The 22,753-nt window shown below is 68.9% G+C and carries 21 protein-coding genes and 1 pseudogene; 8 read left to right on the forward strand and 14 right to left on the reverse strand.

The features are described from left to right. Positions 1-417: 417 nt before the first annotated feature. The 11 genes and pseudogenes from AB0I04_RS45320 to AB0I04_RS45370 form a co-directional block, all read right to left on the reverse strand. Positions 418-723 carry a DUF6458 family protein gene (locus AB0I04_RS45320; protein WP_360899525.1) on the reverse strand — a complete coding sequence of 102 codons (306 nt, stop codon included), beginning with the start codon at positions 721-723 and terminating at the stop codon, positions 418-420. 43 nt (positions 724-766) lie between these two features. Next, entirely contained in the window at positions 767-1,063 is a 297-nt protein-coding gene (locus AB0I04_RS45325; RefSeq protein ID WP_360899528.1) for a GlsB/YeaQ/YmgE family stress response membrane protein, read from the reverse strand. A 417-nt stretch (positions 1,064-1,480) separates the two neighbouring features. Continuing rightward, entirely contained in the window at positions 1,481-3,391 is a 1,911-nt protein-coding gene (locus tag AB0I04_RS45330) for a 5'-nucleotidase C-terminal domain-containing protein (protein ID WP_360899531.1), read from the reverse strand. 212 nt (positions 3,392-3,603) lie between these two features. After that, entirely contained in the window at positions 3,604-4,476 is an 873-nt protein-coding gene (locus AB0I04_RS45335; RefSeq protein ID WP_360899534.1) for a helix-turn-helix domain-containing protein, read from the reverse strand. A gap of 17 nt (positions 4,477-4,493) precedes the next feature. Next, positions 4,494-5,117 (reverse strand): SGNH/GDSL hydrolase family protein, encoded by a 624-nt coding sequence (locus AB0I04_RS45340; protein WP_360899537.1) that lies wholly within the window; start codon positions 5,115-5,117, stop codon positions 4,494-4,496. A gap of 82 nt (positions 5,118-5,199) precedes the next feature. Next, the gene (locus AB0I04_RS45345; RefSeq protein ID WP_360899540.1) at positions 5,200-6,807 is read right to left on the reverse strand and encodes a beta-N-acetylhexosaminidase; all 1,608 of its coding nucleotides are present in this window, start codon (positions 6,805-6,807) and stop codon (positions 5,200-5,202) included. 8 nt (positions 6,808-6,815) lie between these two features. Then, positions 6,816-7,016: pseudogene (locus AB0I04_RS45350) on the reverse strand (hypothetical protein); the annotation flags it as partial. Between the two features lie 155 nt (positions 7,017-7,171). Beyond that, a complete protein-coding gene (locus AB0I04_RS45355) occupies positions 7,172-8,485 on the reverse strand; it encodes a sugar ABC transporter substrate-binding protein (RefSeq protein ID WP_360899543.1) in 1,314 nt (437 codons plus the stop codon). 27 nt (positions 8,486-8,512) lie between these two features. After that, the gene (locus AB0I04_RS45360) at positions 8,513-9,322 is read right to left on the reverse strand and encodes a carbohydrate ABC transporter permease (protein ID WP_360899546.1); all 810 of its coding nucleotides are present in this window, start codon (positions 9,320-9,322) and stop codon (positions 8,513-8,515) included. A gap of 9 nt (positions 9,323-9,331) precedes the next feature. After that, a complete protein-coding gene (locus AB0I04_RS45365; RefSeq protein WP_360899549.1) occupies positions 9,332-10,306 on the reverse strand; it encodes a sugar ABC transporter permease in 975 nt (324 codons plus the stop codon). Then, positions 10,303-11,613: a glycoside hydrolase family 36 protein gene (locus tag AB0I04_RS45370; protein ID WP_360899551.1), complete on the reverse strand. Its 1,311-nt coding sequence runs from the start codon at positions 11,611-11,613 to the stop codon at positions 10,303-10,305. Before AB0I04_RS45370 ends, AB0I04_RS45365 begins: the two co-directional genes overlap by 4 nt. Before the next feature lie 88 nt (positions 11,614-11,701). On the opposite strand from AB0I04_RS45370, the gene AB0I04_RS45375 reads away from it, so the two are divergent. Next, on the forward strand, positions 11,702-12,952 hold the full coding sequence (locus AB0I04_RS45375) for an ROK family transcriptional regulator (protein ID WP_360899553.1): 1,251 nt from the start codon (positions 11,702-11,704) through the stop codon (positions 12,950-12,952). Positions 12,953-13,536: 584 nt separating this feature from the next. Here AB0I04_RS45375 and AB0I04_RS45380 read toward each other — a convergent pair. The 3 genes from AB0I04_RS45380 to uppS all read right to left on the reverse strand — a co-directional run bounded on the left by AB0I04_RS45380 (position 13,537) and on the right by uppS (position 16,193). Further along, positions 13,537-14,286, reverse strand: coding sequence for a recombinase family protein (locus AB0I04_RS45380; protein ID WP_360899556.1), 750 nt, complete (start codon positions 14,284-14,286; stop codon positions 13,537-13,539). Next, complete coding sequence (locus AB0I04_RS45385; RefSeq protein WP_360899559.1) at positions 14,283-14,666, reverse strand: NUDIX domain-containing protein; 384 nt, start codon at positions 14,664-14,666, stop codon at positions 14,283-14,285. Before AB0I04_RS45385 ends, AB0I04_RS45380 begins: the two co-directional genes overlap by 4 nt. 756 nt (positions 14,667-15,422) lie before the next feature. After that, entirely contained in the window at positions 15,423-16,193 is a 771-nt protein-coding gene (uppS, locus tag AB0I04_RS45390; protein ID WP_360899562.1) for a polyprenyl diphosphate synthase, read from the reverse strand. Positions 16,194-16,276: 83 nt separating this feature from the next. Here uppS and AB0I04_RS45395 point away from each other — a divergent pair, with 83 nt between their 5' ends. The 7 genes from AB0I04_RS45395 to AB0I04_RS45425 all read left to right on the forward strand — a co-directional run bounded on the left by AB0I04_RS45395 (position 16,277) and on the right by AB0I04_RS45425 (position 22,586). Next, the gene (locus tag AB0I04_RS45395) at positions 16,277-16,597 is read left to right on the forward strand and encodes a helix-turn-helix transcriptional regulator (RefSeq protein WP_360899565.1); all 321 of its coding nucleotides are present in this window, start codon (positions 16,277-16,279) and stop codon (positions 16,595-16,597) included. Next, entirely contained in the window at positions 16,594-17,622 is a 1,029-nt protein-coding gene (locus AB0I04_RS45400; protein WP_360899568.1) for a permease prefix domain 1-containing protein, read from the forward strand. Before AB0I04_RS45395 ends, AB0I04_RS45400 begins: the two co-directional genes overlap by 4 nt. Before the next feature lie 114 nt (positions 17,623-17,736). Next, positions 17,737-18,480: an ABC transporter ATP-binding protein gene (locus tag AB0I04_RS45405; protein ID WP_360899571.1), complete on the forward strand. Its 744-nt coding sequence runs from the start codon at positions 17,737-17,739 to the stop codon at positions 18,478-18,480. Then, positions 18,480-21,008 carry an ABC transporter permease gene (locus tag AB0I04_RS45410; RefSeq protein WP_360899574.1) on the forward strand — a complete coding sequence of 843 codons (2,529 nt, stop codon included), beginning with the start codon at positions 18,480-18,482 and terminating at the stop codon, positions 21,006-21,008. The genes AB0I04_RS45405 and AB0I04_RS45410 overlap by 1 nt, the downstream gene beginning before the upstream one ends. 43 nt (positions 21,009-21,051) lie before the next feature. Continuing rightward, entirely contained in the window at positions 21,052-21,513 is a 462-nt protein-coding gene (locus tag AB0I04_RS45415) for a hypothetical protein (protein ID WP_360899577.1), read from the forward strand. Positions 21,514-21,731: 218 nt separating this feature from the next. After that, the gene (locus AB0I04_RS45420; RefSeq protein WP_360899580.1) at positions 21,732-21,896 is read left to right on the forward strand and encodes a universal stress protein; all 165 of its coding nucleotides are present in this window, start codon (positions 21,732-21,734) and stop codon (positions 21,894-21,896) included. Positions 21,897-22,025: 129 nt separating this feature from the next. Beyond that, a complete protein-coding gene (locus AB0I04_RS45425) occupies positions 22,026-22,586 on the forward strand; it encodes a hypothetical protein (protein ID WP_360899583.1) in 561 nt (186 codons plus the stop codon). Positions 22,587-22,753: the final 167 nt, after the last annotated feature.

Here is a 22,753-nt window from a genome sequence, read left to right on the forward strand (position 1 = left end):
GCGACAGTGCCGAACATCCCGAACCCGAGCCTCGTCCTACCAGGGGTTTCTTCACGTTCCAGAACGGCTGTAGGGGCATCATCGGGTTAGAGGTCGTGCCGGAGTTCGGCGAGGGTGTTCTCGGCGATCGGCTGGGCTTTTTCGGGGTCGGCCAGTGGACGCCGGTGGCCCAGCCGAGGCGTTCGAAGGTCCGGATCAGGCCGGCGGACACGTCGATCTGGTGGGGGGCGATGCCGTGCCGGGCACAGGCCAGTGCGGAGTGGTGCCCGTTGGCCGGCTCTCCCCAAAAAGGCATCAGCGCGAACGGCCACAGGTCGGTTGATCGATCGAAGCGGCGGCTCGGGTGAGGGCGTGTTCCGATCGAAGAGCCACGCCGAGATCTACTGGTGACGGCGGCCAGGCGGGATGGGGTGGTGCTCATGGTCCCTGCCAGGGCCGGCGACCGTCGGGAGTGCGGCGGTCATCGTTGAGCGGAGGGTCCTGGCCCGGAGGTGCCACGAGTGTCTGTGGCCCCTCGTCGATGACATCCTGCCGGCTGCGGGCAGCCGGCCGGTTCGAGCGTCGCCTGGTGCGTACCAGCAAGGGCAGCAGCAGCCCGGCGGCACCGGCGAGCATCAAGATGACACCCGCCATGTGCAGGTCGATACCGCGTACGGACCCGGTCAGGGCGAACGTAAGGATCGCCCCGACGACGATGAGGGCGATACCGCCGCCGATCGGCATCACGCACCGCCCTCTCGCCGACCCAACCGCGAGGTCGGGGGTCTCACCTGTGGCCTACCCGACGACCGAAGCGCCGGCCGCTACTTTGCCCGGTGACCAGGTGGTAGGCGAGCAACAGGACTGCCGCGCCCACGATGGCCGTGATCCAGGTTGAGAGATCGAAGAATCCCCGGGTGCCGGCGACGTGGAACAACCGCGTCGCCAGGAAACCGCCCAGCAGGGCACCGGCGATACCGATCAGGGTGGTGATGACCAAACCGTTGCGGTCCCTGCCGGGGACCAGCATTCTGGCGACCATCCCGGCCACGAGTCCGAGAATGATCCAGGCGATGATGCCCATGACCGACTCCTAAACAGCAGTGAATCGAGGTCTGCGAAAGGTCGGTCTTCCAGGCCGGTCGACGCAGTGGGCAGATCACCCGCGGGAGTGCGGGCGTCGGCTGTCGTGCTCGTTCATCCCTCAGCCAACCCCACTCGCGCCGCGCGGGAAACAGCCGATCCCGGAAGAGCCCATCACCGCAACCGATCACCCTGCGATGGGCATCTTGACGCCCGCTCAATACGGCTTCTTCCTATTACGAGCGGCCAACCACCGTTCTCGTCGGTCGTCAAGCGTCGGCGTCGTCGGGGCGCTCCACTGTCCGGCCTTCCCCGCTCGTCCCCCTTGATACACGGGTCAGGTCGACCACCCACGGCCGGTTCGGCGCGGGTGCGGTGAAGTCGCGCTCACCAGGTCGGGTGCCGTCATCGGAGGCCGTCAGCAGCGGGCGCCGGGCGGCAGCGGCGGCCGGGTGTCGCGACCCGTGGCCGGTGGCGGCATGAACGCCGGGAGAGCGCCGCGCGGGTGCGGCGCGGTCGACGTGGCCCGGCCCAGCGCCGGCGGATCGATCGTGCCGCGCGTCCGCACGTACCGGATGAACCCCTCGTGGTCGAGACTGTGCCGCACCGCGTCGGTGTACTCGGTGAACGCCGGGTACCCGTCATATGCGAGCACCGTGTAGGCGTTCGTCGCGATCCGGTACGTCGCGTGCAGGTCGATCGGCGCACCGTTGATCCGCAGGTTCGCGGGGTCGATGCGCTCCCCGACCGGCTTCGTCGGGTCGTACGTGTAGCGGGCCTCGGCGGAGACCGCGACCGGGCAGTATCGCACCGAGCCGTCGGGCTGTGTCTGCCACTGCTGTTCGAGTCCGCGATGGAAGGCGTCGCCGGTCATTGAGACCGTGACGATCGGGGAGTCGAACCCGTACACGGTCCACGCCTCGCCGAAGAGGATCGTCCCGTCGGTGTCCGCGGCGTTGGCCCCCTTCACGTACGGCAGGTCGCCGGACAGCGGGCTCCGTCCCTTCGGCGGTAGGACCGGCGTGAACGCGAACTGCGCGTGTCCGTCGTTGCTCCGCAGGGTGTCCCACCGGATGAAGTCGGCGACCAGGTTGCCGAGCGTGCTCTCACCGTCGGCGTTCGGCATCCGGGTGAGATCGCCGGTCTGCCGCGCGATCGGCGTGGCGTAGAGCTTGTCGGAGCTGCGGGACCAGTAGTCGGCGATCTCCTGGATCTGCGGATCGACCGGCACGTCCCGGGTCACCGCATGGTTGGTGGACGTGGTCAGCTCGCGGATGACATGACCGGTGTCCCGGTCGAGCTTCAGGTGGATCTCGTTGATGACCTGGCCGTAGTAGCCGGCCTCGACGACGGGACGCGGCACGCCGTTCGGGTCCGGGATCATCATGTTGAAGCGGCAGTGCCAGTGACCGGTGATGATCGCGGCGATGTCGGGGTCGGCCTTCGCCGCCAGATCGAACGCCGGGCCGGTCGGGTTCACGCCCGAGTTGAAGTCCGGCCCGGCGTACCCACCCTCGTGCATGACGATGACGATCGCCCGGACGCCGCGGCGCTTCAGCTCCGCCGCCGACCGGTTGGCGGCCGCCACGAAGTCGGTCGTGGCGAGCGTCGGCTGATACGAGCAGTTGAATCCGGGACCGTCGACGCAGCCGTCGACCGTGACGTGGACGAACCCGATCGGCAGCCGGCGCCCGCCCCCCGCGTCGACGTACTCGATGTTGTACGCCGGGACGATCAGCCGGCCGTTGTCCCGGTACAGCACGTTGCCGCTGTAGTACCGGAAGTCGGCGCCATGGAAGCGACGGCCGGTAGAGTCGACGAAACTGTCGAACGGCTCGTCGAGATGGTACGGCGCGCCCTTCTCCATGTGGTCGATCAGGAACCGCGGGCTCTTGTCCAGCTCATGGTTGCCGACCGAGGAGAACTGCAGCCCGAGAGCGTTCAACACCTCGATCGTGGGCTCGTTGTTCTGCGAGTCGACGTAGTAAGGCCAGCCCGAGAAGTTGTCGCCGGCCGAGCAGAAGATCGAGTTGTGGTTGCCCTCGCGGAGCCGGTTCAGGTGCGTGGCAAGGTATCCGACGCCACCGACGGTGAGCTTCACCCCGTCGGCGCCGGTGATGACCCCGCCGTCGTTCGGCGCCGGCGGCTGCAGGTACCCGTGCAGGTCGGTGATGTTCAGCAGTTGGACGTCGACGTACCCGGTGCCACTGGCCGGGTCCGCCGAGGCGCGGGTGGAAAACGCGGTGGAGCCGACGGCCACACCGGCCGCCACCACCCCGCCGGCCCGCAGTATCGCACGGCGGCTGACCGGCATTGCGTTGCTGTCCATGGGATCTCCCGTGTTCGCGGGCAGCAGCCACCCACGCGCCGAGGGGACGGGCGTCCACAATGGACTCAAGAGGTCGGGGGCGGCGTGCGCTGGGGGCGCACGGCAAAAACATAGGGCGGCACCCGGCGGTTCCCCATGCAGCGGGCGGCTGTGCTTTTGCCTGATCCCGCTGACCTCGTGAACGGCGAGGGATCCTCGGATATATGCGAGGGTCAGGCGTGCTCGTGCCGGCGGACGCGGGCCCGGTAGGCGGAGGGGCTCTCGCCGAAGCGGCTGCGGAACTGACGGCTGAAGTAGTACGGCGAGGAGAAGCCGACGTCAGCCGCGATCCGGCCCACCGGATGGTCCGAGAACTCCAGCAGCGACGCCGCCTTGCGCAGCCGGGTGGCGAGCACGACGTTCACGATCGAGTTGCCGACCTCCTGGCGGAACAGGTGCGACAGCCGGGACGGCGACAGCGAGACCGAGCGGGCCAATTCCTCGATCGTGACATGGCGCGCGGGATCCGCGACGATGCGGTCGAGCACGCACTGGATGCGCGGATCGGGCAGGTGCTTCTTGCGCTGCTCGTGCTCGACCACGGCCAGCAGCAGGATCTGCTCGATCGCATTGAGCGCGAGTTCGGTCGCGAACATGCCCGTCAGCTCACGGGACGGCGCGATCAGCCGCCCCTCCCCCACGTCCATCGTGGACTGCATCGCGTTGCGGTGCACGCGTTCGAACGCGGCGACGGCCTCGGCGAGGCGGTCGCCGGCGAGCCGGGTCAGGCTAAAGCCGGGCGAGATCTCGGGCAGCCGTAGCCAGGAGAACCAGGCCGCCCGCGGCTGGAAGTGCGCCCACCAGTAACCCCACGGGCCAGCGTCGGGCGAGGCGCGGTAGTGCTGCACCGCGCCCGGTGCGATCAGGACGAGATCGCCCGGGTGGGTCGCGAGGTGCTGCCCGCCGGCCCAGTAGTCGGCAGTGTTGGTGACGGTGAGGCTCAGCATCCAGTTCCGCGCGCCGTGCTCACGGTAGACGGTGAAGCCGGGCTTTTCGTCGAACCTGCCCGCGCACAACAGATCCGGAGCCGGAACCTCGGTGTACACGGCTGGATTCGCGTCCCCTACAGTCCGAGCGCGATCCGATACCGGTCATAGATCGCCCGGTGCCCGGCGTCGTTCGGGTGGAACCCGTCGGTGGTGTACTCGCCGAACGCCGGAACCCCCGTCGGATGGCGGTTCGAGTCGCAGTCGAACAAGTCCGTGAACGGGACGTACATGCCGTCGTGCTGGTGCGCCTGCTCCGCGATCAGCGCATCGTAGTGCGCAACGCGTCGGCAGTCCGTCCACGTCCCCCCGTCGCTCGGCATCCACACCCCGCCGACCACCAGCAGCGCGTCCGGCGCAGCGGTGCGCACCTGGTCCAGCATGTAGGCGCAGTCGGAGTAGAAGGCGCTGTACTCCTGCCCCTCCCGCACGTTGTTGGTGCCCAGCATCACGAACGTCACGTCCTCGCCGCCGCTGACGTTGGAGAACGAGGTGAAGACGGTGTTGCCGTTGGCATTGTGAATGTGAGTGCAGGTGCCGTAGGTGACCGGCGCGAACGACTCCAGGCGGGCCCGCATGAGATACCGCCAGGAGTTCCCCAAGGCACTGGCGAAGGATCCCCGGTAGCCGACGGAGTCCCCTAGGAAGTTCACCCGCAGCGTTCCGCTGTCGGGCCAGATGATTTTTCCTGCCTGAGTCACTGTCTGGGCTCCTTCCGCCTTCTGGTGGTACGCCGCCGGACGGGGCCGCACGTTGATGGACCGAGAGGCTGGCCAGACCGCTTCACCAGCCTTCGCGAAGGTTGCGGGTCCAGTCGGCGACCTTCGCCCGCCATGTGTCGGCCTCCTCAGGTCGGCCAGGTACGCCGGGCCGCTGTTGCCAGGGCAGTGGACCGCCGTCCGGGCGGAACTCCACGCCGAGCGCCGCGAGTCGGGGCAGGTGGCGGTCGAGTCGCTGCCGGAAGTCCGTCAGATCCCGGTCCGAGGTGCTCCACACCGTCTCGGCGAACGCGGCGAGACGCGGGAAGGCCATGTAGTCCAGGTGCCGTGGGGAGTCGATGAGTTCCGTCCACAGGCAGCACTGTGAGCCGATGACGTGCTGGGCGGCCTGGTCGCCGGCGAGCGCGGCCGGTACGGGTTCGAAGGAGTAGACGTCCTCGAGGGTGAGCACCGTGCCGAACGGTACCGGCTCGTCCTCACCCGGAGCCTGCCGGTAGTCGAGGTAGGTGGAGGTGTTCGGGCAGGTGACCACGGCGTGCCCGGCCTTCGCGGCGGCCACGGCGCCGTGGTCGTCGCGCCACGAGGCGATTACGGTGCCTTCGGGCGCTCCGCCCTCCAGGATCTCGTCCCAGCCGACCAGTTGCCGGCCGCAGGAGGACAGATGGTCGGCGAACCGGCTGATCATCCAGCTCTGCAGTTCCTCTTCGTCGCGCAGACCGAGCTCTCCGATCCGGCGTTGTGCGGCCGGGCTCGCCCGCCACTGGTCCTTGCGGCATTCGTCCCCGCCGACACAGATGTACGGGCTCGGGAAGAGCTCGAGGACCTCATCCAGTACGTTCTGGAAGAACCTGATCGTGTGTTCCTCAGTGTTCAGGACGTTCTCGCCGACACCCCACGTCGTCGCCACCTCGAGGGGTACGTCGAGGTTGCCGAGCTCGGGGTAGGCAGCGATCGCCGCCTGGGTGTGTCCTGGCAGGTCGATCTCCGGGACCACCGTGATGTGCCGACGCGCGGCGTACGCGACGATCTCGCGGATGTCGTCCTGGGTGTAGTAGCCGCCGTGGGGGCGGCCGTCCATGGCTCCGTTCCAGCCGACCTGGCTCTCCCGGCGCCATGCGCTGACCTCGGTCAGCCGCGGGTAGCGTCTGATCTGAAGTCGCCAGCCCTGGTCGTCGGTCAGGTGCAGGTGCAGGACGTTCAGCTTGTGCACGGCCATCAGGTCGATGAACCGCAGCAGATCCGCCTTCGTGAGGAAATGCCGGGCGACGTCGAGAAGGCAGCCGCGCCAGGCGAAACGCGGCCGATCCTCGATGTGTACGGCGGGCAGCGGCAGGGGCTGTCCGGCGGCCGCCCTGCGGAACGCCTCGGGTGGGAGCAGCTGACGGAGTGTCTGCGCTCCATAGAAGGCGCCGGCCGGGTCGCCTGCCTCGATGAGCACACCGCCGGCTCCCGTCGACAGCCGGTAGGCCTCCGGCGGCATCTCCCGTACGGAGAGCGTGATCGCGCCTGAGCCCGTTCCCGGCGGCAGCCCACCGCCGACGACTGGGCCGAGCTCGGCTCTGAGCCAGGCGGCCACCTCGCTGAATGCCGGATCGGTGGTCAGGGCGGTGTGCCGGTCGAGGACGAACCGGTCCGGGCTGGTGTCGAGACGCACCGGCTTCGGGATGATCATCTATGTCCTTACTCTTCGCAGGTGATCTTCGCGTCGGCGAAGGCGGTGTGGTCGAAGTAGGCGACCTTCTGTGCCGGCTGGTCACCGGTGATCACGCCGATATGGCCGACCGGTTCACCGTCGGTCCACGCCTGGACCTGCGACGAGCCGCGTACGACTCCGGGCACGTCGACCTCATCGTCGATTCCGGCGTAGAACTCCACGGTCGTGCAGCGTTTGGCCGTCGGGTGCGGTCAGCGAACACATCGATCGGAGGGGCACGGCGGGTCGCCGCGCGCACGAGGGAGGCACCCGGTGCGGCGGCGATACCCAGGCTCGTACCCCCGGCGAGGAGGGCTCGCCGGTTGACCATCAGGCTCCTTGGCTACTTGACGAGCGCGTTGCCGTCGGCGACGGCCCGGTCGGCGGCCTGCTGGGGCGTGAGCTTTCCGAGGTACATATCGTTGAAGGTCTGGTTGAGCTTGTTCTCGAACGCGGTGAAGCCGGTGGTGATGGGCAGATTGAAGGTGGTGCCCTTGGACTCCTCGAGGTACGGGGAAACGTCCAGGCCCTTCTTCTTCCAGTAGTCGACGTAACCTTGGGAGAGACCGTTCAGTGCCGGGAAGACATAGCCGTCGTCAGACATGATCTTCTGCGCCTCGGTGCTGCCGAGGAAGCGGACGAGTTTCATGGCCGCCGCCTTGTGCGGGGACTTGGCGTAGACGGCCTCGGACAGTCCGTTGATGTTCACCGCGCGCCCGGCGGGGCCCTCCGGCATCGGCGCGATGCCGATGCTGAAGCCGGCGCCGGGAGCCATGAACGGCAGGAGTGCGTTGTTGGCCGGGAACATCGCCACCTGACCGTGTTGGAACATCTCGTTGATTTTGTCGCTGGGCGGGTTGGTCTGCGCGGCCGGCGGGGACACGTGGTACTTGTTCACCAAGTCGACGCCGAACTGCAGGGCCGCCACCGAGGCGCCGTCGTTGAAGACGTACTTGCCGAACGGCCGATCCACGATCTTGCCTCCGTTGGAGGCCACCCAGTTCATCCACTGGGTCTGGTAGTGGTTCCAGGACGCGAAACCGTACTGCTTCACCGCATTGGCGTCGAAGCCGGCCTGGTCCGGGTGCCGGCCCTTGTCGTCGACCGTCAGCTTCCGTGCGATCTGCGGCAGCGTGCCCGAGCCGTCGGGAGCCCAGGTGAGCTTGTCCGGCATGGTGACGCCGGCCTTCTTGAACAGGTCCTTGTTGTAGAGCAGCGCGACGATGCCGAAGTCCTTCGGCGCGCCGTACAGCTTGCCCTTGTAGGTGTATGACTGCACGACGTTCGGCTGGTATTGGGAGGTGTCGAGCTTGAGGGAGCTCAGGTCCGCCAACACGCCCTTGGTCACGAACTCGGGGAACTCCGTGGTCTGCATCCAGAAGACGTCCGGTGCCGTGCCCGCGACCGCGTCCGCGGTCATCTTGGTCCAGTACTGGTCGTAGGGAAGCAGCTCGATCTTGACGTGGATGTTGGGATCGGCCTTTTCAAAGGCCGCCATCACCTTCTGGTAGCCGACCTTCTGCTGGTCGTCCCAGAGCCGGTAGGTGAGCGTTACCTTGCCTCCGGAGTCTCCTGAATCGCCTCCGCAGGCGGCCAGGGTCCAGAGCAGCGCGGCGCCGAGCAGCGCCGCGATCCAACGGAATCGGGTGGAGGACATTAGGGGCTGACCTCTCTTTATTCGGTCTTACTTGAGGCCGGTGAGGACCACCGAGCGGACGATGTATCTCTGGAAGGCGACAAAGATCGCCACCATGGGCAGCAGTGCGATCAGGCCGGCGGCCGTCATCAGGTTCGGGTCGACTCCGATGGCGCCCTTCAGCCCAGCGATCCCGACCGTGACGACCTTCGTGTCGTCGCCGCTGGTGATGATCAGCGGCCACATGAAGTTGTTCCACGACGAGATGACCGTGATGATCGCGAGAGTGCCCATGGCGGGTCGGGACAGCGGCAGCATGATCCGCACCAGGATGGTGAGCGGACCCGCGCCATCGATACGCGCCGCGTCCTCCAGCCCGGCGGGCAGGGCGCGGAAGAACTGCCGCATGAGAAAGATCCCGTACGGGGTGCCGAGAAGATACGGCGCGAGCAGTCCCCACCATGTGTTGACCAGGTGCAGCTCACGCATGATGAGAAAGAGCGGGATCATGGTGACCGCGCTGGGCACCATCATCGTGGCGACGTACAGCCAGAAGAGCACGTCCCGTCCGCGAAAACGCAGGCGGGCGAACGCGTACGCCGCGAAGGTCGTGAACACGAGCTGTCCCACGGTCAGCGCGGCGGTCATCAGCACCGAGTGGGCGATGTAGCCGGCGAAGCCGGAGCGCAGCACGTGGCCGAGGTTGGCGAACGTGGGCGGCAGTGCGGGCAGCCACGGCCGGGTGGAGTTGAGCTGCCGCTGGGTCTTGAATGCGGTCAGCGCGACCAGCAGGTAGGGGAAGACGGAGACGAGGGCGCCGGCGACGAGCACGAGGTAGAGCACAATGCGCTTGACCATGTTTTCTCCTCAGCTCAGGTCGTAGGTGGTGCGCTTGGTGAAGAACCGGACCTGGACGAGCGTCACCGCGAGGATGAGCACGAAGAGAAGGGTGGCGAGCGTCGATGCGTAGCCGAAGTCGAACTGGCGGAAGGCCGTCTCGAAGATCCGGAAGTTGAGGACCTCCGTGCTGTGGCTCGGCCCGCCGTCCGTCATGGCGTAAACCGTGTCGAACACCTGGAAGGCGCCGACCAGGTTCGTGACGGTGACGAAGAACATGGTCGGGTTGAGCAGCGGCAGGGTGATGCGGAAGAACCGCTGGACCGGGTTCGCGCCGTCGGTGGCCGCGGCGTCGTACAGCTCCTGGGGGATGCCCTGCAGACCGGCCAGGAAGAACAACATGGTGTAGCCGGTGTACTGCCAGACGTTCACCAGTGCCACCGACGGCAGCGCCCACGTCGGGTCGGTCAGCCAGTTCGGCCCGCTCACGCCGACTTGGTGGAGCAGCTGGTTGAGCGCGCCGTCCCGCGGATCGAAGATCCAGGTCCACACGAGGCCCATCACGATCGGCGTGGCCATCCACGGCACGACGAACAGCGCGCGGAAGAACCGTACCCCTCGGATCCGCTGGTTCAACAGGAGGGCGAGGAGCAGCGCGAGCACGGTCTGCAGCGGGATGCAGAGGAGCACGAACAGCACGGTCAGCCACACCGCATGCCAGGTAGCGCCGTCACCGGCGAGCCGCCGGTAGTTGGCCAGGCCGGCGAAGGAGGGCTCGGACAACAGCTCCCAGTGGAACAGGCTCACGCCCAGCACTATCAGCAGCGGCAGCAGCAGGAAGCCGCACACACCGAGCAGGCTGGGGGCGATGAACAGGTAGGCGTACCGGTCGCTGCGACCCCGCCGGCGGCGACGCCGGGCCCCCGCCGTTACGGCGCCCGCCCGGTCGGCCGGATCGCCACGGTTGGCCTGCGCGGTCAGGCCGCCCTCCATGCTGCGCGTCATGACGGGTCCGTCCGTGTCGGGACCATGAGCCGCCGGGTGGTGTCCAGGCCCCACGTGTCGAGCGCGGCGATCGGATCGCTGGATCCGCGCAGGCCGCCGGTCGTTTCGATATGCGCCGCCCATTCCGCCCGCGCCTCGACCTCGGGCCGGGCCATGATGCAGTCGGGGTCGTTGACCCACCACCGGGCGTGCAGGAACTCACGCGCCGCTCCAGCGAGCCGGGCGCCCATTTGCGACGGCTGACTGATGTCGCCCGCCTTTGGCAAGACCCGGGGCGCGGTGTCGGGGCTGACCCGCATGATGTCGACGAGGCCGATGCTCGGCAGCATCGGAGCGCCGCACCCGTGCAGCGTCGCGTCCGGGCCGACACCGGTACGGATGAGCTCCAGGCCTCGACGGTACGCCGCGATCGGGTCGATGTCCTCGTGCCGCCGGCCGCGCAGGGCACCGGCGTAGAGGTAGTCGAGCTTGAAGTGATCGATTCCCAGCGCGGCGAGGTTGCGGAACACCTCGACCAGGTGAGTGGCGGCCTGCGGATGGGTGACGTCGAGTACCGCGAGGTCCTGATCCCACATCGTCCCCGCGTGCGTGTCCCGCACGAGCCAGTCGGGATGCTCCCGGTGGATCCGGCTGCGCCGGCCCACCAGGAACGGAGCCACCCAGATACCGGCCCGCCGGCCCGCCTCGCGCACGGCGCCGACGGCCCGCTCCAGCGACCCGAAGCCCGGCCGGAGCTCCAGCCAGTCGCCGATCTCGGCTTCGTAACCGTCGTCGATGAGGAACATGTCGGCGCCGATGCGGTGCCGCTCGGCGAGGGCGAGGTTGTCGAGGATGTCGGTGTCGGTGACCTTGTCCCAGTAGCCGTACCAGGAACACCACATCGGCGGCACCGCCGGGAAGTCCGCAGGCGCGTGCCCCTCCGCCACGGTCGCCGCCCAGTGCCGGAGCGCCGCGCCGAGATCGCCGTCGCTCGCCGTATGGCGTACGGGACCGTCGGCGGACACTCGCAGCCGGTCGCCGTGCCGGCGTGCCCGGATCGAGGGCACCACCGTCGGGCCGGGCGCCGAGAAGACCGAGACCGGGCCGCCGTCGCCAGGATCCACGGCCAGCAGGCCCTCGCCCTGGAACGCTCCGGCCGGGACCGGTGTCTCCGAGCGGTAGCAGATGACCTGCACGTTGTCGTCGGCGGCCCGCGGCGGGGTCTCCTCGAGACGGTAGACGCCGGTCGGGCTCCACGACTGCCAGCCGAACTCGAAGACCCGCGTCCGCGAGGTGACCGTGATCTCTCCGACGTCGGTGAACGGCATCTAAACCTCACTTCGGGAGGTACTTATTAAGGAGACCATCATTAGTACATCGGTTCCTGGCTGAGGGCAATGGTGCCGAGGGGGTATCTTGGGTTTGACTTGGAGTAAGCCGGTAGGACTCGCCTGGCCTTTAGAAGGAGACCTCCTGATGTCGAGCCTGTCGTTGAAAGGCGGCGATCTGTCCAGGTTGCGGCAGCTCAACTCGGTGTCCGTGATCAAAGCGCTCCGCGGTGCCGAGCCCACGACCCTGTCGATGCTCGCCGAGCGCACGGGTCTGTCGCGACCGTCGACCAAGGATGTCGTCGACGAGCTGACCGGCCTGGGGTGGGTGGAAGAGGTTCCCCCCACCGCAGGCACCATGGGCAGGCCGGCGCGACGCTACCGGTTCCGCGCGGACGGCGGCCATCTTGTGGGCGTCGACATCGGTGCACACAACATCCGCGCGGCCCTCGCCGACCTCGACGGCAACGTTCTCGCCGAGACGCGTCGGCCGGCGCGGCCCGACGCGCCGCTGGAGGAGCGGCTGGCGGCGATCAAGCGTGCGGTCATGAGCTGCCTCGATCTGGGCGGGCTGACGATGTCCGACCTGTGGATGGTGGCGGTCGGCACGACCGGGCTGGTGACTCCGGAGGGACACATCATCATGTCGGCGTCGATTCCGGCATGGAAGGACCTCGATCTGGCGGGTCTGCTGGGGGAGACGTTTCCCTGCCGGGTGTTGATCGAGAACGACAGCCGCTTGGCCGCACTGGCCGAGACGAGGCGCGGAGTGGCGCGAGGCGCCAGAGATGTGGTGTTCCTGCACGTCGGGCGGCGTATGGGCACCGGGTTGATTCTTGACGGCAAGCTGCACCGTGGCTTCGGTGCGGCGGCAGGGGAGATCGTCATGTTGCCGGAGACCGGCTGGGTCACCGCGCCGGAGGATCTGAACAGCTCCGCGGTCGTCCCGGAGGGCACGCCGATCGAGGACGCGGCCGGCTTCACTCTGGCCGCAGCGAGGAACGGCGATGCGGCGGCGCTGGACGCCGTCGGGCGCTTCACCAAGAAGCTCGGGGTCGGCGCCGCCGCGGCAATCCTTCTGCTCGACCCGGAGATCGTGGTGCTGGGCGGAGGCTTCTCGCGCTCGGCCGACGTGCTGCTGCCGCCGCTGCGCCACCGGCTCGAACGGGTCTGCCTGCGCATGCCGAAGCTCCGCGGGTCCACGCTCGGCGACGAGTGCGTGGTGCTCGGTGCCATCGACTATGCGATCGACCACCTCGACCAGTTCTTCTTCGCTCCCGACGGCCCCGCCCTGCGCCCGCCGGTGCGCCCAGCCGTCGTCCCCGAACGGACCGTCTAGAGCCGATCAGCTCACGAGCGCACGCCGGCGGCACCCACTCGTCCCGCTGCACCAGGTAGATGTCCTCGTCCTCCCCACGCACGTGGGGTGTTCCATCGCGGAGGCCGGAGATGCTATCGGTGGTGCCGTCCTCCCCACCCACGTGGGGGTGTTCCGTAGCAGTCTTCTAGCAGCCGGATCGTGTCGCCGTCCTCCCCACGCGCGTGGGGGTGTTCCGAACGCGAACAGGCCGGTGAGGTTCCGGGATTGGCCCTCCCTACGCACGTGGGGGTGTTCCGGTGTCCGGCGGCGGTGTCAACGACGTGCGAATCCTGGTCAGCGCACAACGGAGGTGGATGAGCTGTCGGCTGCGGGAAGCGAACTGAGCTCGCTGGCAAGGCCAGCATTCTTGACGAGCCGCCCCCATCGGGGGCTTCGCTCGAAGCGTCTCCCGATCGCTGCTCCCCCGGGCAGTTCGCCATTCTCCGCCTGGTACGCCAGTGCCCACTGCCATTCTTCTTGGCTCGCTGGGTCGGCGACTCAGCCCTGTGCGTCAGATTGCATAAGAATCCATAGGTTAGTGTCCGAGAGGGGCACGCTCTGGGTCAGCGAAGGCTGAGCACTATCGGTCCTCGACTTCCCACAGCGGTGATGCTTCGGCCGTGATGGTCGTAGGTCAGTTCAAGGCCGAGCCGTCGGCATAGCGCGGCCTGCTCAGCTTCGCCGCGGGGGATCTCGACGTTCTCGAACGCGATGATCGTCTCGGCCTGGCGCGTCTCGGCTATCGCGCGGATCAGCACAGCGCCGAGGTGGCTTGTGATCGTGTCTTCGCGGACGGACAGGCTGAGCGGCCAATCCGCCTGTCCTCCATACCGGTGATAGCAGCGGTAGTTCGCCCGGCCGTTGTTCCAGGCGCCTTCCATCCGGCGACCGCAGAAGCCGCACCGTAGAAGGCCGCGGAGCAGGTAGGTTCGCCGACCGCAGGCGCGTAGGGCGCGGCTGTGCTGGGCTCGTTCGAAGTCCGCGACGCTCACGATGGCGGGATGGGCGATCTCTCGTGAGGTCACCCAGTCCTCGCGACGGTTCCAACGCATCAGGGTCCGGGTGCCGAGGCTCACGTTGTGCGGGTCGACGAGGACTTCGGTGCGGCTCTGCTTGTTCCACACTTCGTGTCCGGTGTAGCGGGTGTTGGCCAGTATCGACAGCACGGTGCCGGCCGTCCATCCAGCACCGGAGAGGTGCCGGTTACGGCACCGATCATGGGCCGATGGGCAGGGGAGGCCGTCGGCGTTGAGCTCTCCGGCGATGCGCTTGCCGCCCCACCCATCGCTCCTGAGCGCGAAGATCCGTTTCACCACTGGTGCGGTTTGCGGGTCGAGCTCCAGCCGATGGCGTCGAGCGCCCACTCCGCGGGCGTCAGCCAGCCATGCCAGGCGATTTCCAAGGCATCGGGGGTGAGCGGTCGGTCGAGAACCGCTTCATGCAGGCCGAGCCAATAGGGGCTGATCGCGCCTCGGCATAGGAACTTGAAGACAAATCGTGCAGAGGCCTGGATGCCGAGTTCCTCGGCGATCTCCCGGGATGCGGCTGCCGGGTAGGACTCGCCGACGCCCACGGCTCCGCCGATCAGCCAGTTGTACTGGCGGGAAAGCGCGAAGTGTGGTCGGGGCGCTTGTGGAGAAAGATCCGGCCGTCGGGGTCCCGACAGACGGTGGTCGCGACGCGGTGCAACCACCCATGGCGGATGGCTTCGCGGCGATCAACCACACCGACGACCTGATCCCGCCCATCGACCCGCTCCACCAGCTCTCCCACAGCGGACACAGTGCCGCACGGTTGGCCTGCCAGCCGCTGAAGGCTGATGACACAAAGCCGTCGGCTTGTCTTTGGCACCCGCACTGGCCAGAGGCGGCGCTCCGTACTCTGCCAGGTGGTCGCCCAACCCTGCCGGTCGGCCCAGCGTGTGATCTCCGGCGAGCAGGCGTACGGCGTGCAGTGCCGCCGTTCCCGTGGTCACTCCCCGTTCCCTCTCTCCTCGCTGTCATCGGCCGGTGGCCTAGCCTGCGTCGACAGGCGCATGCTGAAGACGCGAACAGGGGCCGTGGCGTGCTGCGCGGGCGGACTGGGGTAGTGATAATCAAGTTCGCGTTCCTTGGGCGGGTTTCCACCGAGGATCTGCAGGATCCGCAAGAGTCTCGTCGGTGGCAGCTGGCGCGGGCGTCGGCGCTGGTGGCGGGCTATGGGGCCATCGTGACTGAGTTCTTCGATGTTGGGCAGTCGCGTTCGGTGGCGTGGCTGCGGCGCTCGGAATCTGCGCGACTGCTGGCGGCTTTGGAAGATCCCGGCCGGGGTTTCGACGCCGTCGTGGTGGGCGAGCCGCAGCGGGTCTTTTATGACAACCAGTACGGGCTGGTATGTTGCCGATTCCCCCGGGCCGGACCGCGTGGGACAAGGCTGTTTGGTTCCCGAAACGGAGAGTTCGTGGACTTTCTCAAGCGCCGTAGCGGCGCTGTCTGGCGGCGAAGCTGCGCAGCGCCCGCAGAAAGTCGATCTCACGGAACGCGGGCCAGTTGGCCTCGCAGAAGTACAGCTCCGAGTAGGCACTCTGCCAGAGCAGGAAGTTCGACATCCGCTGTTCGCCGCTGGTGCGGATGATCAGGTCCGGGTCCGGCTGGCCCGCCGTGTAGAGGTGTCGGGCGATGTCGTCCACGGTGAGGGCCTGTGCCACGTCGGCCAGGGATTCTCCGGCCTCGCCTCGCTCGTGCAGATGCTCGCGCAGGGCGTCGATCACCTCCTGCCGGCCTCCGTAGCCGACGGCCAGCGTGACGTGTGCGCCGGTCGCGCAGTCACGGGTGGCCTCCACGGCGTCCTTCAGGGCACGGGCCGTCGTATCGGGCAACACGTCGAGCATTCCCGCGACGTGGACCCGCCAGCGGGCGTCCCGGCGGCCGAGCCGGTCGGCCACCATCCGCTCGATGACCTGCATGAGGAAGGCGACCTCGGCGTCACCGCGGTTCTGAAGGTTCTCCGTCGAGCACAGGAACACGGTGGCGTGCTTGATCCCCACGGCCTCGCACCAGGACAGGACGTTCTCGGCGTGCTCGGCGCCGTACTTGTGCCCGAGGCTCGGGTTCTCCAGGCCCATCTGCCGAGCCCAGCGACGGTTGCCGTCCATGATCAGCCCGACGTGCTCGGGGAGCGGGCCGTTCGTGACCTGCCGCCGCAGGCGGCGGGCGTAGAGCGTGTGAAGAAGGGCGGTCATCAGGCGCCTTTCGTTCGATGACGGCCGCCCGGTGTTGGCCGTCGCTTGATACCTAGACAGTCTAGGCCCTAGAGTTTCTAGGTATGGACGCCGTACGTGGACACCTGGACGGCCTGGTGCTGGCGGTGCTTGCCGCGGGCCCGGCGCATGGATACGGGCTGATCGACCTGCTCCGAGAACGAAGCGGAGGATTCTTCGAGCTTCCGGAGGGATCGGTCTATCCGGCGCTGCACCGTCTTGAGCGGTCGGGGCTGATCGAAAGCAGCTGGTCGGCGGAGGAGGGCCGGCGACGCCGGGTCTACGCGCTGACCGCTCGGGGACGGCGGGCCGTCGACGAGCGGCGCCGAGAGTGGCGGTCGTTCTCGGCGGCGGTCAACGCCATCTTCGGAGAGGGGACCCGATGATGCACGAGCCGATGCGCGACTATGTCTGCGATCTGCTGAGTGGGCTGCGTGTCGGCGCCGGTCGACGGCGCCGGATCGCCGCCGAGGTCTCGGACCATCTGACGGAGCTGATCGATGAGGAGCGGCGTCGCGGGGTCCCTCTCGAAGAGGCGGCCGAGCGTGCGCAGGTGCGCTTCGGCGATCCGCGTGCACTCGCCGCCGAGTTCAACGCCGACATCGCCCGGCACTCGCTGAATCGGGCGGCGTGGGCGCTGGTCGGCTGCGTCACGGTGGCGTTCGCGGCGGCGGGCTTGGCCCTGAAGGGCACGCCGCCTGCGCGGCCGTGGCCGTCGCCGTCGCTCTTTTATGCCGTCCCTGAGCTGCTGGTGCAGATCGCGATCGTTTGTTGTCTGAACGGCCTGTTCCTGGCCGTGGTGGCACCCTGGCTACGCGGCACCGCGCTAGCCGGACGACCGGCGAAACTGGCCGGCCGCAGCCTCGCCACGGCCGCCGTCGCGTTGATCCCGGTGGCGGTGGTGGCCGCCGGCAACCTCGGGCCCTCTGTGCCGTTCCCCGAACGTCTGCTGCTGGCGGTGGTCACCGTCGGCGTCCCGGTCGCCGCGTACGCCGCGCTCAGGGCCGCCGGACGGGCATCCTGGCTGGGGTCGACCCGAGACGGTGAGAACACTCTCGACGTGATCGCCGCAGTGTGCCGTGCGTCGGCCGACCGCGTGCCTTATGGGGGCCGGGTGGTCCAGTCCGCCGAGTCGCTGTGGCGGGCGGCGTACCGCAGGGCACCGCGGCTCATGCGCTGGCTCGACCTGCGCCGCCACCCGTGGCGCGCGGCGGCCACCGCGTCGGTGGCCGCGGGCCTCGTTCTCAAGGCACCGGACCTGCTCGTCGGCGACCCCGACCTCATCGATGCCGCCCTCGAGGCGGTGGCGGTGTTCGTCTGCTTCACCGCGTTCGGCGGCCTCCTCGGTCTGCGCAATGGCCGACCGGCCGGCGCGCCAGAGCCCGAGCGCGCGCCGCTGCTCACCACCTGAATCCTCCCGAACATCCCTGCCCCGCCTGCGGGCCGGCACCATCCGCCGGTCCGCCGGTCGAGCCATGCCGAAAACAGGAGAACCATGCCCGGCTCACCTTCTTCACCGACCCTCATGACCACCGCAGCCATCAGCACGGTCGGACTGTCCCGCCGCTACGGTGAGGGGCCGACCGCCGTCGACGCGCTGCGAGAGGTGGATCTGACGGTCCCGGGGGGATCCTTCACCGCCGTCATGGGCCCGTCGGGCTCCGGCAAGTCGACGCTGCTGCACTGCCTGTCCGGGCTCGACACCGTGACCGGCGGGCAGGTCTTTCTCGGCGACGTCGAGATCACCCGCATGGGCGAGCGCGAGCTGACCCGGCTCCGCCGTGAGCGGATCGGGTTCGTGTTCCAGGCGTTCAACCTGCTCCCGTCGATGACCGCCCGGGAGAACATCCTGCTGCCGCTGCAGCTCGCCGGACGGCGCGCCGACCCAAGCCTGCTGGAGAACATCGTGGGCCTGCTCGGGCTGACCGAACGCCTCGATCACCGCCCGGCCGAGCTGTCCGGCGGACAGATCCAGCGGGTCGCCGTCGCCCGCGCGCTGATCACCGAACCGCAGGTCATCTTCGGCGACGAACCGACCGGCAACCTCGACCGGCGGTCGGGGACGGAACTGCTGCGCCTGCTGCGCCGGTGCGTGGCCGAGCTCGGTCAGACAGTCGTGATGGTCACCCACGATCCGGCGGCCGCCGCGCACGCCGACCGGGTGCTGTTCATCGCGGACGGCCGCATCGCGGGGGACCTGGCCGGGCCGACGCTGCCCGCGATCCTCGACCGCCTCGACGCGTTCGAGGAGAACGGAGTGGAGCGGTGATGCGCATCATCACCGTGCTGCGCCGGGGAATCGCCGCGCGCCGGGTCCGTACCGCCACGACGACGACGGCGATAGCGGCCGCCGTGGCGTTCCTGTCCGGCACATACGTGCTCACCGACACCATCGACGCGGGCGTTCACCACTCGGCCGCCCAGGCGGCCGGGGGCATGTCTGCGATCGTCACCGACGCGAACGGGTTCGGCAGGTCGCTGCTGGGCGGCGCGCCGACGCTCCATCCCGACCTGGTCTCGAAGGTCCGGCAGGTAGCGGGGGTGAGCGCTGCGGAGGGCATCACCTCCGGGTACGCCATGCCCCTTGACGAGCACGGCCACGCCATCTCCTCATCCGCTGCCGTCGGCGTCTCCGTCCCCACCGACCCGAGGCTGCGTCAGTTCACCCTCCGCGATGGGCATTGGCCGCGCGGCGCGGATGAAGTCGTCGTCGACGCCACCACCGCGGGCAGTCTCCACCTGGCCCCGGGCCGTACACTGCGGGTCGCGCTGACCGGCGGAACGCGGACGTTCACCGTCAACGGCGTCATCGGATTCGGATCGGCCGGAACCGTCGCCGGCGTCAGCATCGTCGGCTTCACCCCCGAGGCAGCACCTGAGCTGCTCGGCACCGGCGGACGATACGCCGCCGTCGAGGCGGCGGGCGAGGCGGGGCTCTCGGCGACCGCTCTCGCGCGCCGGATCAAGACGGCGGTGGGGGCCGCCTACACCGTACGGACCGGGACCCAGCAGGCCGACCAGCTGGCCGGCGGCATCTCCGGAGCGGCTTCGGTGATCGGCGCCGGCCTGGGCGCCTTCGCGGTGATCGCGCTCATCGTCGCGACGCTGCTGATCGCCAATACCTTCACGATCACCGTGGCACAGCGTACGCGGGAACTCGCCCTGTTGCGCTGCGTTGGGGCAAGCCGAGGCCAGACGGCACGGCTCGTGCTCGCGGAGGCCGCCGCGATCGGGCTGGCCGGTGGCGTCGCCGGCCTGTTCGGCGGAATCGGCCTGGCCTCCGGCCTGCGCGCTGCCCTCGGCGCCATGGGGCTCCCGCTGCCCGCCACGGCACCGGTCCTGCGGACGCACACCGTCGTGGCTTCGCTGGTCGTCGGCGTCGGCGTGACCGTGGTCGCGGCCGGTGCCGCCGCACTGCGGGCGTCCCGCTCGCGTCCCCTGGCCGCGCTGTCCGCCGACCTGACGACCACAGGCACCCGCCCGCCCGGATGGACGCGCCGGATCGTCGCGACGGGCGTCCTCCTCGCGGGGGCCCTCCTGCTCGTCACGGCCTCGGGGAAGGGGCCCGTCGCGTTGGGCGCACTGGCGCTCCTCTTCGGCGCGGGCCTGGCCGGGCCCATACTCGTACGGCCGCTCACCGCTCCGGCGCGCCGCCTGCTGTCGGCCGCCGCAGGCGTCTGCGGACGCCTGGCCGACCGGCAGATGCTGCGCAACCCGCGCCGGGTCGCCGGCACCGGGGGAACGCTCGCCGTCGCGGTCGCCACCGTCTCCATCGTCGCCACACTCGCGGCGACCACCTCCTCCAGCCGCGCGGTCGACGTACGGCGCTCGCTGCGCGCCGACTACGTCCTCAGCACCGCGCCAGGGACGGGTGCCGGGCTGGACCCCGCGCTGACCGGCCGGATCGCGCGATCACCCGGTGTCATCTCGGCCTCCGGGATGCCGTGCGGCACCTTCCAGGCGCCCGGCGTCTCCGACAAGCTGTGCGGCATCGACCCGGCCGCCTATCCGCGGCTCGTCGATCCGCACGTGAGCGCCGGCAGCCTCACCGGCCTGGCACCGGGGACCATGGCGGTCAGCGCCACCGTGGCCGCGAGGATCGGCTGGCACCTCGGCCAGACGATCCCCATCACCTACCCGACCGGCGGCACCCGGCCGGTGCGCATCGTCGCCCTGTACGACTACGACCAGGTCGCCGGCGCCTACCTCATCCCCCTCGCCGACTACAAACGTGACTACCCGCCCGCCCAGCAGACCGACCAGACGATCCTCGTCCGGGCCGCCGAGGACGCCCGGCACCAGGTCCGTGCCGAGCTCACCGCGCTGCGCGCCGACTACCCGCAGGCGTTCCTCGACGACAGGACCGGTTACAGCCACCGAGTCGCCTCGGGCATCGACCTGGTCGCCACCATGATGACCGGCCTGCTGGCCTTGAGCCTCCTCATCGGCCTGATCACCGTCGCCATCGCCCTGGCCCTGAGCGTCCTGGAGCGCACCCGCGAGATCGGGCTGCTCCGCGCCGTCGGCGCCGAAGCTCGCCAGATCCGCACCATCATCCGGGTCGAAGCGCTCACGACCGTCGTCACCGGATCGCTCACCGGACTGGTGCTGGGCCTGTCGATCGGCTGGCCGCTCGGCCGGGCCCTGGAGGGGCGCGTCCTCGGTCCGCCCGGAGTCCCGGTGGCGCTTCTGGCCGCCGTTCTTCCCGCCGCCGTCGCCGCGGGCCTCCTCGCCGCCGCCGTCCCTGCACGCCGCGCCGCACGCCTAGGCGTCCTCACCGCCCTGCACACCGAATAGCCACTACGAACAAGGGATCACCGCCATGCCGCACCCAATGATGATGACCGCCGCCGCGCTGCTGTTCGTCGGCGTACCCGCAGCCGATACGACCACCACCGCCCCTCCCACGTCGTCCGCGTACGCGGTCTCGGTCAGCCTCCGAACCGGCCGCGCGACACTCAACGCGCACGGATTCACCGATACCGTCCATCAGACCGCCGACCTCACCATCCGACTGGCCGACGGGCGTGACGGTGAGATGCGCGTCGTCGCCGGCCACGTCTACGTCCACCTGGGTCAGCGCGCGCCGTGGCTATCCATCGACCCGGTCGCGCTCGGCATACCCATCGAAGCCATTTGGAGAGCCGCCCCCGCGCGGCACCTCACGCTAAGGATCGGGGCCCGGTCCGCCACCACGCTGACGATCGACCTCGCCCCTGCGGCGGCCCACCCCGTTCCGGTGCCACCCGGAGCCGTCGACGTCACCAGCTACGCGCGTGAACTCACGGCTTTCGCCCACTGATCACGGTCGCTTTAGGAGTGAGCCGGTCTGGTGCCGGGCGACCCGCAGTAGACGGGCACCGGACCGGCGGTGGATGTCCTGATCGTGTCCGTCGGCGCGTTGCGAATGACAAGAAGCGTTCTGACCGGCCCGGCCAACATGAGCGGTTACCGCGCAGCGTACGTGGAAGAGTCGTCCTCTGCGAGAGGTGAAGCGAGCGCACCGGCGAGGCCACCGAGGTGCTGGTGAATGCCTCCCGTGACGCCGAGCTCCTGATCGTCGGCAATCGCGGGCACGGAGGTTTCTCTGGCCTGCTGCTGGGCTCGGTCAGCCAGCAGTGTGTGCATCACGCTCGTTGCGCCGTCGTCGTGATTCACCGCGACGCGACGCCCGGGGAGGCCTGAGGTCCGTATGGCGGGCGGACGAAGGTCCTGTGGGTGGTACGGCTTTGGCCTCTGCGGTGGGCATGGTGGTTCGCGGTTGAGTGAGATCAGCCGGAAGGGATCCGGCCCCGCTCAGAAGAGGTGAAGACGATGGCCGTCACCAACCGCCGCCCCGCGATCCACCGTTTCCACGTTCCCGCGTTCGGCGCCGACCCGGTGACCGAGCGGCCCGCCGCCCGCTACGTGTGGGCGCTGACCCGAATCTCGCTGGGCTTCGTGTTCGTCTGGGCCTTCTTCGACAAGCTGTTCGGGCTGGGGCACGAGACCACCGGCAAGCAGGCCTGGATCGACGGCGGCCACCCCACCCTGGGGTTCTTGAAGTTCTCGGCGGCCGGCCCGTTCAAGGGCTTCTACCACGGCATCGCCGGCGCCGCCTGGGCCGACTGGCTGTTCATGCTCGGCCTGGCCGGCATCGGCGCCGCCCTCATGCTCGGCATCGGGATGCGGATCGCGGCCGCGGCGGGTGCGGCCATGCTGGTCATGATGTGGAGCGTTGTCCTTCCTCCGGCCAACAACCCGTTCATGGACGACCACCTCATCTACGCGCTGCTGGTGATCGGCCTGGCGCTGGTCGGCGCCGGCGACACCCTCGGCCTGGGCCGCTGGTGGGCCAAGACCGGTCTGGTCCGCCGCCTCCCCATCCTCAAGTGACCGCAACCGACCCGAGGGAGAGCGTGTGGGGGAAACCCGCGTTCTCCCTTCGCTCATCCGTGACGAGGATCCCGAAAGACATCCCAGGAGCTAGTGATGTCAAGCAGCCCGTTCCAGATGATGCGGCCAGGCGGTCGCCTCGTCGTAGAGGGCACCGGTTTTGAGGC

Source organism: Actinoallomurus sp. NPDC050550 (assembly GCF_040655075.1).
Classification (GTDB): Bacteria; Actinomycetota; Actinomycetes; order Streptosporangiales; family Streptosporangiaceae; genus Actinoallomurus.